The organism is Streptomyces sp. NBC_00299 (genome assembly GCF_036173045.1).
GTDB lineage: Bacteria > Actinomycetota > Actinomycetes > Streptomycetales > Streptomycetaceae > Streptomyces > Streptomyces machairae.
This window is the reverse complement of record NZ_CP108039.1, coordinates 1,256,608-1,268,418: the sequence shown is the minus strand read 5'-3', so window position 1 is coordinate 1,268,418 and position 11,811 is coordinate 1,256,608. Positions and strand designations below refer to the sequence as shown.

Here is an 11,811-nt window from a genome sequence, read left to right as displayed (position 1 = left end):
CAAATCCTGGCAAGGTGGCCCCATGGTTGATCGGGGAGCGAGCGCCCTGTCACTCCCGGACGACTGGCCCGCCCACCCGGATCCGATCCTGGCGCTCAATCGCATGGGCAGCTTCGACTGGGACCTGGACTCCGGGGTGTTCCACATGGACGCCCAGGCCCACGAGGTCTTCGACGTGCGCCCCGACGAGTACGACGGCAAGCCCGAGAGCCTGGCGATCCGGGTGCCGCGCCCCGAGGCCTTTCGGCTGGACGGCCTGGTCTCCAAGGCCCTGAAGGACGGCAGCGAGAACTACGGCGCCTACTTCCGCATCCGCTGCCGCGACGGCACCCTGCGCTGGACCCACACTCAGGGCTACATCCGCCGCGACGAGACGGGCCGCCCCCGCCGCATCATCGGCATCGTCCGGGACGCCACCGAAGAACTCGCCGAGAGCGAGGAGCGGCGCGAGCAGGCGGCCGAGCACGAGGCGCGTCGTCAGCAGACCAGCGTCGTCCAGGTCACCACGGCCGCCCTCGCCCACGCCCGCACCGTCCAGGACGTCATCGACGTCCTCAAGGACACCCACGGCATCACCCACCTGGGCGCCACCAGCCTGGTCATGGGCCTGGTCGAGGCCGGACGCATCCGGCTGGTCGCCGAGGGGCCCGCGGGCAGCTTCGTGCCCGGCACCATGGTCACCCGGATCGACGAGCAGTACCCGATGAGTGAGGTCGTACGGACCCTCAGCCCGCGCTTCATCGAGTCGCCGGAGGAGTTCGCGGAGCGCTATCCGATCCTCTGGCCGAACATCACGGACCTGAACATCACGGCCGCCGCCTACATGCCGCTGATCGCACAGGCCCGTCCGATCGGCGCCATCGGACTGCTCTACAGCGACCGGAGCGGCTTCACCACCGAGGAGCGCAACGTGCTCGTCGCCCTCGGCAGCAGCATCGCGCAGAGCCTTCAGCGGGCCATGTTCTACGAGCAGGAGAAAGACCTCGCCACCGGCCTCCAGCAGGCCATGCTGCCCCGCACCATCCCCAGCGTGCCCGGCGCCGATGTCGCCGTCCGCTACCGTTCCGCCTCGCTCGGCCGGGACATCGGCGGCGACTGGTACGACCTGATCCCGCTACCGGGCGGCCGGGTCGGCGCCGTCATCGGCGACGTCCAGGGCCACGACACCCACGCCGCCGCCGTCATGGGGCAGTTGCGCATCGTCCTGCGCGCCTACGCCGCCGAGGGACACACCCCGGCCACGGTGATGGCCCGTGCCTCGGTGTTCCTGCACGAACTGGACACCGACCGCTTCGCGACCTGCCTGTACGCGGAGGCCGACCTGTCCACCGGAGTCGTGCAGGTGGTCCGGGCCGGTCATATCGACCCCCTGCTCCGGGAACCGGGCGGCGCCTGCCGGCGCGTCGCGGTGGAGGGCGGGCTGCCGCTCGGCCTGTCGGCGGAGTTCGGGCGGCTCGAATACCCGGTGGGCACCATCGAGCTGGACTCCGACCACACCCTTCTGCTGTGCACCGACGGCCTGGTCGAACAGCCCGGCGCCGACCTCGACGACGGCATGCAGACCCTGACCGCGTTCATCGCGGCCGGCCCGAACGACGTACGGGATCTCGCGGACCTCCTCATCGACGTCGCCGAGGAACGCGGCGGTGACGACGACGTGGCCCTGCTCCTGCTGCGCCGCCGGGTCCTGGACGCCCCGCAGGCCGGCGGCCGCCTCCAGCAGCATGTCGCCCCCGGTGACCCCGAGGCCCTCACCGGCGCCCGGCACATGATCCGCGCCGCCGTGCGCGCCTGGGGCGCCGAGGACCGGGCCGACGAGATCGAACTGGTCGCCGACGAGCTGATCACCAACGCCCTGATGCACACCGAGGGCGCGGCCGTCGTGACCCTGCGGGTCCTCGCCGGCTCCGACCGCCGGCTGCGGGTCGAGGTCGAGGACTCCTCCAGTGCCCTGCCGCGCCGCCGCGAGGCGGGGGAGTCGGGCGTCTCCGGCCGGGGTCTGCTCCTCGTCGACCTGCTCACGGACGTGTGGGGCGTGGAGGCGCGCGGCGGCGGCAAAGCGGTGTGGTGCGAGTTCGTGGTGCCGGAGCGGAGCTGAGGCTGTCGGTGCCGGATGGCACTCTGGACGTATGCCGGAACTCCCCGAGGTCGAAGCGCTCAAGGACTTCCTGACCGAGAACCTGGTCGGCCACGAGGTCGTGAGGGTGCTGCCCGTCGCGATCAGCGTCCTGAAGACGTACAACCCGCCGGTCACCGCCGTCGAGGGGCACGAGGTCACCGCGGTGCACCGCTACGGCAAGTTCCTCGACCTGGTCACGGCCGACGGCCCCCACCTGGTGACCCACCTCGCCCGCGCGGGCTGGCTCCACTGGAAGGACGAGCTCCCCAGCGGGATGCCCCGCCCCGGAAAGGGTCCGCTCGCGCTGCGCGTGGCCCTGGAGACCGGCGCGGGCTTCGACCTCACGGAGGCCGGGACCCAAAAGCGCCTCGCGGTGTATGTCGTGGGCGACCCCCAGGAGGTCCCAGGCATCGCGCGCCTCGGCCCTGACCCGCTCGCCGACGACTTCGACGAGACGCGCTTCGCGGCCCTGCTCAAGGACGAGCGCCGCCAACTCAAGGGCGCCCTGCGCGACCAGAGCCTGATCGCCGGGGTCGGCAACGCCTACAGCGACGAGATCCTGCACGCGGCGAAGATGTCCCCGTTCAAGCTGGCGGTCTCCCTGACACCCGAGGAGACGGGCACGCTGTACGAGGCCCTGCGGACGACCCTCACCGAGGCGGTCGAGCGCTCGCGCGGGGTGGCGGCCGGCCGGCTGAAGGCCGAGAAGAAGAGCGGCCTGCGTGTCCACGGCCGCACCGGCGAGCCCTGCCCGGTGTGCGGCGACACCATCCGCGAGGTCTCCTTCAGCGACTCCTCGCTCCAGTACTGCCCGACCTGCCAGACGGGCGGGAAACCGCTGGCGGACCGCCGACTGTCGCGCCTGCTGAAGTAGCCGGAACGGAACAGGCCGCAGCGGGGCTGAATTCGGACAGCGGAACTACGGCTCACGGGGCTTGAGCGTCACCAGGTGCTCCCCGTCCGCCGTTCTCACCTCGTAGCGGGCGATCTCGTCCATGTGCATCGCCGAGGCCCCCGTCATGGTGTTCTCCGCGGTGTCGTGGTCGCCGGCGTGCCAGCTGGTGACGGTCTCCTCCGTGCCGTCCCGGCCGACGGCGATCAGATGACAGGGGCGCGACCCCGTGCCGTCCTTCACCTTCAGCTCCACCTGGCTGCCGTAGCCCTCGTTCTCGGTGGTGACCTGCGCCCACACACCCGAACGGGCGTCGGTCGCCTCGACCACCTGTGCGGCACTGTCGTCGCCGCTCGCGATCATCGCGACTCCGGGTCCGGCCAGGGCGATCACCACCGATGCCGCCACGGCGTACATCGTGCGCCGGCGCCGGGCACGGTGGCGGACCGCCACCGTTTCGAGCAGCCGGTTCAGCATCTGCGGGCCCGGCTTGGCCATGGGGTGCACGAACTGGGGCGTGGACCGCCGGTACAGCATCAACTGGCGGGTGATGGGCCCGAACTCGGTCACGTGTGCCGCACAGCGGGGGCACTCCATGAGGTGGTCCTCGAAGCGGAAAGCCTCCGCCTCGTTCAGCACGCCGAGCGCGTACGCGGCGACGTCGCGATGCCTCTCCAGGGACCTCATGCCGAATCCTCGTGCCGTTGGGTGTGGGGTGTGTTACTCCTTGCGCCCACTGGTACGCACCAGGCAGTCGAATCACTCAAGGCCGCTACCGAATCGCAACCAAAGGATTCGTAGCGGCCGGGGCCGAGGATTGGTCCGAGAAGAAAACAACTTAAAAAAGATGGATGGCGAGGTGCCCGAGCGGCAGCCCGAGCTGCCACGCCGGCGTCCAGACCTTCGGCCCGTCGTCCTCACCGACCAGCGCTCCGCCGCCCGGTACCGCGTTCAGATCGGGCGCGAGCAGCTCGGTCTCCTGCAGCCAGCGCCAGGCCGCCTCCGCCAGCTCCAGGTCGGGCGCGGGCCCGCCGGACTCGACGGCCTCGGCCGCCAGGCCCGCCATGCGCTCGCGCACCCACTCCTGCCACGGCTGGTCGTAGGCCGTGAGCGACAGCCAGGTCTCCAGCTGGGTGACGACCCGGATGCCGGAGAGCTCGCCGTCGGTGTCGGACAGGTAGATGGTGAGAGCCAGGGCATCGCGCCCGGCGCGGAACTCGAAGGACGTCGGCGGCATGAGATCGCCGGTCCGCAGCAGCTCGTCGGCGATGTACTCGGCGTACAACCACGCCATGGGGACGGTCAGTTCACCGCCACCGGTGCCGTCCGTGCTCTCTTGACCTCTGTGCAGCATCCCTTCCTGCCTTCCTCCGGTGAGTGCGTCGCCCTACCCCGGGGCCCTGGGCCTCTGCCCAATCCGGAACACGGATGAGGACAGCCGATTACTCAACCGGGGTGTTCAGCAAGGCGCTTTACGGAGGTTTGACTAAGCCATTGGTTTCACCGCAGGTCGGCCGCGTATCCCGGAAGCACCCGGCGCAGGGCCCGCAGCGCGTAGTACGCGCGGGACTTCACCGTACCGGGCGGGATTCCGAGGGTCTGAGCGGCTTCCGCAACACTCGCCCCTTGGAAGTACACCAGCACCAGAACTTCACGGTGCTCGGGAGTGAGTGTCTTCACAGCATCGCGCACGTCGAGCATCTCCGCGGCCCGCTCGGCGTGATCGGATATCACTCGTGCGTTCTCCAGGATCGCGTCGCCGACCTCCGGCGGCCGGGCCTGCCGGGCCCGCCGCGCGTCGATCGCGAGCCGCCGCCCGACGGTCATCAGCCACGGCCGCACGGAGTCGAAGTCGTCCGCGCGCAGGGCCTCGGGATGCTGCCAGGCGCGCACCAGCGTCTCCTGGACGAGGTCTTCGGCACGCTGCCGGTCGCCGTCGCAGAGCCGGAGCAGGAGCGCGAAGAGGGGCCGGCCGTGCTCGCGCTGCAGCGCTGCGAGCTCGTGCTCGGCGGTCGTCCCGTTCGAGAGGGTGATTCCGGCCGTCATGGCCGTATGGCATCGCAGGTGCCTGTTGCGGGACAGGGCACGCACACGGATCTGCGGCGGACGGTCGATCGCGTCGGCGAACGGTTCGGTGAACGGTTCCTTCCGCCTATGGGGCGCGCGCCGGACGGCCTAATGAAAGTGGCCGGATTGTTTGCGGACGGGTAGGGCTTCGTACCTATTGATGCGTATATACGACCACAAGGGGTGAGCCGATGATCGCACGCAGTCGAGTTGTGGCCCTCGCTGCGACCGCCGTTCTCGCCGCGGGCGCCGCCTGCCAGGCCCACAGCCGGGACGCTCCGGGGAACCCGGGTCCCGCCGTCAAGGAGCCCCGTGGCTTCACGCTCGTGGCCTCCGGCGACGTCCTCCCGCACAGCGCGATCATCGAACGCGCCCGCTTCGACTCGGGCGGCTCCGGATACGACTTCCGCCCGATGCTCGCCGGCGTCGAACCCGTGGTCTCGCGCGCCGACCTGGCGCTGTGTCATATGGAGACCGTCTACGGCGAGAACGGCGAGTACACCGGCTACCCCCGGTTCAAGTCCCCGCCGGAGGTCGCCCGGGGCCTCGCCGCCACCGGTTACGACGGCTGCTCCACCGCCTCCGACCACAGCCTCGACGACGGCGCCGCCGGCATCCTGCGCACCCTGAACGCCCTCGACCGGGCGAAGGTGCGGCACGCGGGAACGGCGCGCACCGAGGCCGAGGCGCGCACGGTGACCGTGCTGCGTGCGGGGGCGGCCAAGGTCGCGCACCTCGCGTACACCTACGGCGTCAACGGTTTCCCGCTTCCGTCGGGGCAGCCGTGGGCGGTCAACATGATGGACCAGACCAAGATCCTCACGGATGCCCGCGCCGCCCGGAAGGCGGGCGCCGACGTGGTCGTCGTGTCGCTGCACTGGGGCACCGAATGGCAGGACGCGCCCGACAGCCAGCAACTGGCCCTGTCCCGTGAGCTCACGGCCGCCCGCACCGGCGGGCGCCCCGACATCGACCTGATCCTCGGCACCCACGCCTATGTGCCGCAGGCGTACGAGAAGGTCAACGGCACCTGGGTGGTCTACGGCATGGGCAACCAGATCGCCGGCGCGATGTACAACGACCGGGGCGTGCAGGATCCGCGCGGCAACCAGTCCACCCTCGCCCGCTTCACCTTCAAGCCGCCGGCCCGCAAGGGCGCTCGCTGGCAGGTGGCCAAGGCCGAGTTCGTGCCCCAGCTGTTCGACATCGACGCCGGCCGCGTGATCGACCTCAACCGGGCGCTCGCCAAGGGCGCCGACGTGCGCGGCGTGCGGGACCGGATCCGGGACGTCGTGCTGAGCCGTGGGGCGGGGAAGGACGGGCTGGTGATGGCGGAGTAGGCGGGGCGGGCTCAGTCGATGTCGACGTGGTCGAAGGTCCGCACCATCTCCGTCAGCACCCGCACGCACGCCCGCACCTCGGCGTCGGTCAGACTCCCGCCCACCTGCCGGTTGAGGGTGTGCTCCCGGGCGAGGACGGCAGCGATGACGTCCCTGCCCTCCTCGGTCAGCCGGATCAGCGACGACCGCTGGTGCGCGGGGTTCGGGATGAGCTCCACCCATCCGGGGGCCGCCGCGTCGTTGACCATGCGCTGCACGAACTGCCGGCTCAGTGCCTGGGCCCGGCCCATCTGCGGCACCGTCATGGGCCCGTGCTGCCGGAGCAGATTGAGGACCGCCCGTACCCCGGCGGACACCCCCTCCACCGGTTCGCCCTTGCGTGCGGCGAACCGGTAGAGGGGGCCCACCAGGTCGAAGACCTCGGTGAGGCGGCGGCCGAGTTCGTCGGGAGGGAGCGGGAGGGGTGCGTTGGCGTGAGTCACGCGTCCATCATGACACCTCGGTTGTCAAAGCTCGGAAAAGATGACACCCTGGTTGTCATGACAGTTGCTTAGGAACTGAGCACCTTCACGTCCGCCGACGGCGACCTCGCCTACCGCGACAGTGGTTCAGGGGACCTCGTGGTCCTCCTCCGCTCCGGGTACGTCGACCACCGGGTCTTCCACCGTCAGATCCCGGCCCTCGCCGCCGAGTACCGGGTGGTCGCCCTGGACATACGCGGCCACGGGGCCTCCGCCAACGCGTCCATGCCCTTCCGCTGGGCCGACGACGTGGCCGCCCTGCTGCGCCACCTCGATGCCGGGCCCGCGGTCCTCGTAGGCGTGTCGATGGGCGGGCTGGCCGCCACCAACACGGTGCTGGAGCACCCGGAACTCATCCGTGCGGTGGTCACCTGCGGCGCCGCGACCGGTGAGTTCCAGTACACGGACGACTGGACCCGCGCGCTCCAGGCCGAGATGGCGAGCAAGCTGGCCGCGGGGGATGTCGAAGGCTGGCTCGACGCCTTCGTGAAGGTCGTACCCGGCGAGCACCGGAGCCTGGCCGACGTCGACCAGGACATCCTGCGCCTGATGCGGGACATGGCCGGCAACACGCTCTCGAAGCACGCGCCCGGCGAGAAGGACTGGTTCGTGCCCGTGACCGACACCTTCGCCCGGGCATCGGAGATCGCCGTCCCGCTGCTCACCCTCAACGGCGGCCTGGAACCCGCCGACATGCTCGCCGCGGCCGAGCGGCTCGCCGCCACCGTCCGCGACGGCCGTGCCGAGGTCATCGAAGGCGTCGGCCACTACCCGAACCTGGAGAAGCCGGAGATCTTCAACCGGATCCTGTCCGAGTTCCTGCACACCCTCTGACGCGCCCTCATCCGGCGGCGCGGCAACTCAGATCGGTCGCCAACGGCGAGTCCGGCGCGAGCCGCGGCCACAAGGCCCAACGCCGCGCCGGATCGTCGTACACCCAGGCGACGAAGCTCTCGTCCCGCCGCTCCTCCGTCACTACGGCCTGTACGGCTCCTACGGCACCACCGTCACCGGCCACCGCCCCGCCTTGACCAACCGCACCGCGACGGAACCGACGATCCGGTGCCCGGCCTGCTCCGAGGCGCCCACCACCACGGCGTCCGCCTTCAAGTCGTCCGCCGCCTTCACCAGGCCGTTGTAGGGGTCGCCGGGGAAGGTGTGGAACTCCCAGCGGACGTCGAATATCCCCTTCACCCGCTCGGTCGCGTCCCTGATCTGGGCGATCAGATCCTCGGCGATCTCGTCGGTGGTCTCCGCGACCGGCGCCCCGAGAGCCGCGCCCGCCGACATCACCGGCTGCACGTACACGACGGCGAGCAGCGCGTGCTGCCGTCGGGCCAGGCCACCGGCGTAGGCCGCGGCGCGGAGCGAGGAGTCGGAGCCGTCCACCCCGACCACGATGACCTTGGGCCCGTCAGTGCCCCGCTCGAACTGGTGCGAGTGCTGTTCCGTCACGGCACGGAGGCTATCGGAAGCCGCTGGTCCCGCCGTCGGGCAGGCCGCTCGACGGGCGAGGAGGCCGCGGGCTTCCTAGAGTCGGAGCATGAGTGCCACCGTGGAGGTCACCCGCGAGAAGGGTGCCACGGGCCCGATACGGTCGCCCCGGAACGGCTTCCTGCACAGGGTGCCGGAAGGATTCGCGGCCTTCTTCGGCGCCCTGGGACTGCTCTGCGCCCTACTGGCCGTCATCCCGCCGCTGCGCACCGCGCTCCGCCCGGTCGTGCGCGGCCTCGACCAGATCATCGTCCCCGTCAGCGCCAACCTCGCCTACGCCGTCTTCCTCTTCCTGCTCGCCGCCGCGACAGCGGCCCGCAAGAAGATCGCCTGGTGGCTGGTGGTCGTCTACCTCGGGCTGCTGGTCCTGAGCGACCTGCTCGGCACGATCTTCGGCGACTACGCCGACTCCGTCCCCTCCCTGATCGTCTGCGCCCTCGCTCTGGGCCTGCTGATCGTCGCCCGCAAGGAGTTCTACGCCGCCTCCCGCCGCGCCGCCGTACGCCGGGCCCTAGGCGTCCTGGTCGCCGGGCTGGCCGTCGGAATCCTCATCGGCTGGGGGCTGGTCGAACTGTTCCCCGGCACGCTGCCGCAGAGTCAGCGCCTGGCGTGGGCCGCCGACCGGGTCTGCGGAGGCCTCGTCTCCGGCGCCTCTTACGACGGACGCCCGCCCCGCCCGCTGTTCTTCGTGCTCGGACTGTTCGGCGCGCTCGCCCTGCTGAACGCCGCTGCCACCCTGTTCCGCTCGCAGCGCATGGAGGCCGCCCTCCACGACGACGAGGAGGCCCGCATCCGCGCCCTCCTCAAGGCCTACGGCGGCCAGGACTCCCTCGGCTACTTCGCCACCCGGCGCGACAAGGCCGTCGTCTTCTCGCCCAGCGGCAAGGCCGCCGTCACCTATCGCGTCGAGGCCGGCGTGTGCCTCGCCAGCGGAGACCCGGTCGGTGACCGGGAGGCCTGGCCGCGCGCCATCGCCGCATGGCTGGAGGCGGCCCGTCGGCACGCCTGGGCGCCCGCCGCGATGGGCGCCTCCGAGGACGGCGCCAAGGCCTACGCGCGCGCCGGGCTCGGCGCCCTCCAACTCGGCGACGAGGCGATCCTGCAGGTGTCCGACTTCGACCTCGACGGCCGCGACATGCGGGTCACCCGGCAGGCCGTGCACCGGGTCCGCCGCACCGGCGCCCACTGCCGCATCCGCCGCCACTCCACCCTCACCGAGGCGGAGATGGAGGAGCTGATCGCCAAGGCCGACGCCTGGCGCGACACCGAGACCGAACGCGGCTTCTCCATGGCCCTGGACCGCCTCGGCGACCCGGCCGACGGCGACTGCCTCTTCGTGGAGGCACTCGGCGAGGACGGCGAGCTGCTCGCGCTGCTCTCCTTCGTGCCCTGGGGCAGGGACGGCATCTCCCTGGACCTGATGCGCCGGGACCGCGGCGCCCCCAACGGCGTCATGGAGTTCATGATCGCCGACCTGTGCGCGGCGGCACCGAAGATGGGCATCCGCAGGATCTCCCTGAACTTCGCCGTGTTCCGCTCCGTCTTCGAAGAGGGCGCCCGCATCGGCGCCGGACCCGTGCTGCGGCTGTGGCGCCGCCTGCTGCTGTTCTTCTCCAAGTGGTGGCAACTGGAGGCCCTGTACCGCTCCAACGCCAAATACCAGCCGCAGTGGTTCCCACGGTTCATCTGCTACGGCGAGGCCGCCTCCCTCGCCCGCATCGGCACGGCGTCCGCGATCGCCGAGGGCTTCGTCTCCGTACCGTCGCTGCACCAACTCCGCAGAAAGGGGCACCCGCGAGGCGGACCGCGACCCGCGACCACCGAAGGACTGCCCTCGCTGGCGGCGCTCGGCCTCGACGGAGGGGACGAGGCCGGGGCGGCCGGGCCGGATGCGGGCCTGCCCGAGCAGGTCCGCATCCGGCACCACACCCTCGACCGGCTGCGCGCCGACGGCGTCGACCCCTACCCGGTCGGCATCCCGGTCCGCACCCACGCACTGGCCCACGTCCACAAGGGCGAACAGGTCACCGTCGCCGGCCGGATCATGCTCGTCCGCGACTTCGGCGGCATCGTCTTCGCCGTGCTGCGCGACTGGTCCGGCGACCATCAGCTCGCCCTCACCCGCAAGGACTCCGGCGCCGCCCTCGAACGCTTCACCGCCGACACCGACATCGGCGACCTCATCAGCGCCACCGGCCTGGCCGGCGCCAGCGACAAGGGCGAACCGACCGTCTTCGTCACCTCATGGCAGCTCATCGGCAAGTGCCTGCGCCCGCTGCCCGACAAACGCCGTGGCCTCGCCGACCCCGAGGCCAAGGTGCGCATGCGCTACCTCGACCTGGTCTCCAGCCCCGCCGCCCGCGACGTGGTCCGGGCCCGCTCCACCGCCATCCAGGCGGTGCGCCAGGGCCTGCTGCAACGCGGCTTCCTGGAGGTCGAGACGCCGGTGCTGCAGCAGATCCACGGCGGCGCCAACGCCCGCCCGTTCACCACCCACATCAACGCCTACGACCTCGACCTCTATCTGCGCATCGCCCCCGAGCTCTATCTCAAGCGGCTGTGCGTCGGCGGCGTGGAGAAGGTCTTCGAGATGGGCCGCACCTTCCGCAACGAGGGCGTCGACTACAAGCACAACCCCGAGTTCACGATCCTGGAGGCCTACCAGGCGTACGCCGACTACGACGTGATGCTCGACCTCGTCCGCGAACTGATCCAGGGCGCCGCCACCGCGGCCTTCGGCTCGCCGGTCGCCCGCAAGGACGGCACGGAGCACGACATCTCGGGGCAGTGGCCGGTCAAGACAGTGTACGGCGCGATCTCCGAGGTGCTGGGGGAGGAGATCGACCCCGACACGGAACTGCTCCGGCTGCACCGGTACTGCGATCGCATGGGCGTGCCGTACACGGCCGACGACGGCCATGGCGACGTCGTTCTGGAGATGTACGAACGGCTCGTCGAGGAGAAGACCCAGCTGCCGACCTTCTACAAGGACTTCCCGACGGACGTCTCCCCGCTGACCCGCCAGCACCGCACCGACCCGCGTCTCGCCGAGCGCTGGGACCTCGTCGCCTTCGGCACCGAACTCGGCACCGCCTACTCCGAACTCACCGACCCCGTCGAGCAGCGCCGCCGCCTCACCGCCCAGTCCCTGCTAGCCGCCGGGGGAGACCCCGAGGCGATGGAACTGGACGAGGACTTCCTCGACGCCCTCGAGTACGCCATGCCGCCCACCGGAGGCCTCGGCATCGGCGTGGACCGCCTGGTCATGTTCCTCACCGGCCTGACGATCCGTGAGACCCTGCCGTTCCCCCTGGTCCGCCGCCGCTGACGGCGCCTCGCAGACCTGAGGGCTGCGCCGGCCGGGTGTTTTCGTACGGC

10 protein-coding genes are annotated in these 11,811 nt (G+C 71.0%); 5 read left to right on the top strand and 5 right to left on the bottom strand.

Features of this window, described 5'->3' with window-relative positions; all coding sequences use genetic code 11:
* Positions 1–22 precede the first annotated feature (22 nt).
* Positions 23–2,098, top strand: a complete 2,076-nt coding sequence (locus OHT51_RS05470) for a SpoIIE family protein phosphatase (RefSeq protein ID WP_328877742.1) — start codon at positions 23–25, stop codon at positions 2,096–2,098.
* A 31-nt stretch (positions 2,099–2,129) separates the two neighbouring features.
* The gene (locus OHT51_RS05465; RefSeq protein WP_328877741.1) at positions 2,130–2,993 is read left to right on the top strand and encodes an Fpg/Nei family DNA glycosylase; all 864 of its coding nucleotides are present in this window, start codon (positions 2,130–2,132) and stop codon (positions 2,991–2,993) included.
* Between the two features lie 45 nt (positions 2,994–3,038).
* Here OHT51_RS05465 and OHT51_RS05460 read toward each other — a convergent pair whose 3' ends face one another.
* From OHT51_RS05460 to OHT51_RS05450, 3 genes are all read right to left on the bottom strand, one after another.
* Positions 3,039–3,698 (bottom strand): zf-HC2 domain-containing protein, encoded by a 660-nt coding sequence (locus tag OHT51_RS05460; protein ID WP_328877740.1) that lies wholly within the window; start codon positions 3,696–3,698, stop codon positions 3,039–3,041.
* Positions 3,699–3,849: 151 nt separating this feature from the next.
* Positions 3,850–4,365 (bottom strand): hypothetical protein, encoded by a 516-nt coding sequence (locus tag OHT51_RS05455; RefSeq protein ID WP_328877739.1) that lies wholly within the window; start codon positions 4,363–4,365, stop codon positions 3,850–3,852.
* A gap of 146 nt (positions 4,366–4,511) precedes the next feature.
* Entirely contained in the window at positions 4,512–5,057 is a 546-nt protein-coding gene (locus OHT51_RS05450) for a sigma-70 family RNA polymerase sigma factor (protein ID WP_328877738.1), read from the bottom strand.
* A gap of 212 nt (positions 5,058–5,269) precedes the next feature.
* Between OHT51_RS05450 and OHT51_RS05445 the strand changes: the two genes are divergently transcribed.
* Positions 5,270–6,418, top strand: a complete 1,149-nt coding sequence (locus OHT51_RS05445) for a CapA family protein (protein WP_328877737.1) — start codon at positions 5,270–5,272, stop codon at positions 6,416–6,418.
* Between the two features lie 11 nt (positions 6,419–6,429).
* Here the strand turns inward: OHT51_RS05445 and OHT51_RS05440 are convergent, their stop codons facing one another.
* Positions 6,430–6,900 carry a MarR family winged helix-turn-helix transcriptional regulator gene (locus OHT51_RS05440; protein ID WP_328877736.1) on the bottom strand — a complete coding sequence of 157 codons (471 nt, stop codon included), beginning with the start codon at positions 6,898–6,900 and terminating at the stop codon, positions 6,430–6,432.
* A gap of 138 nt (positions 6,901–7,038) precedes the next feature.
* On the opposite strand from OHT51_RS05440, the gene OHT51_RS05435 reads away from it, so the two are divergent.
* A complete protein-coding gene (locus tag OHT51_RS05435) occupies positions 7,039–7,773 on the top strand; it encodes an alpha/beta fold hydrolase (protein ID WP_328877735.1) in 735 nt (244 codons plus the stop codon).
* Positions 7,774–7,932: 159 nt separating this feature from the next.
* Here the strand turns inward: OHT51_RS05435 and OHT51_RS05430 are convergent, their stop codons facing one another.
* Positions 7,933–8,394, bottom strand: a complete 462-nt coding sequence (locus tag OHT51_RS05430; protein WP_328877734.1) for a universal stress protein — start codon at positions 8,392–8,394, stop codon at positions 7,933–7,935.
* A gap of 88 nt (positions 8,395–8,482) precedes the next feature.
* Here OHT51_RS05430 and lysX point away from each other — a divergent pair, with 88 nt between their 5' ends.
* Positions 8,483–11,761, top strand: coding sequence for a bifunctional lysylphosphatidylglycerol synthetase/lysine--tRNA ligase LysX (gene lysX / locus OHT51_RS05425; RefSeq protein ID WP_328877733.1), 3,279 nt, complete (start codon positions 8,483–8,485; stop codon positions 11,759–11,761).
* Positions 11,762–11,811 lie beyond the last annotated feature (50 nt).

Bases quoted from the DNA above. Each gene is read 5' to 3' on its own strand.
- OHT51_RS05470 (WP_328877742.1), top strand. From the start codon at position 23: ATGGTTGATCGGGGAGCGAGCGCCCTGTCACTCCCGGACGACTGGCCC.
- OHT51_RS05465 (WP_328877741.1), top strand. From the start codon at position 2,130: ATGCCGGAACTCCCCGAGGTCGAAGCGCTCAAGGACTTCCTGACCGAG.
- OHT51_RS05460 (WP_328877740.1), bottom strand. From the start codon at position 3,698: ATGAGGTCCCTGGAGAGGCATCGCGACGTCGCCGCGTACGCGCTCGGC.
- OHT51_RS05455 (WP_328877739.1), bottom strand. From the start codon at position 4,365: ATGCTGCACAGAGGTCAAGAGAGCACGGACGGCACCGGTGGCGGTGAA.
- OHT51_RS05450 (WP_328877738.1), bottom strand. From the start codon at position 5,057: ATGACGGCCGGAATCACCCTCTCGAACGGGACGACCGCCGAGCACGAG.
- OHT51_RS05445 (WP_328877737.1), top strand. From the start codon at position 5,270: ATGATCGCACGCAGTCGAGTTGTGGCCCTCGCTGCGACCGCCGTTCTC.
- lysX (WP_328877733.1), top strand. From the start codon at position 8,483: ATGAGTGCCACCGTGGAGGTCACCCGCGAGAAGGGTGCCACGGGCCCG.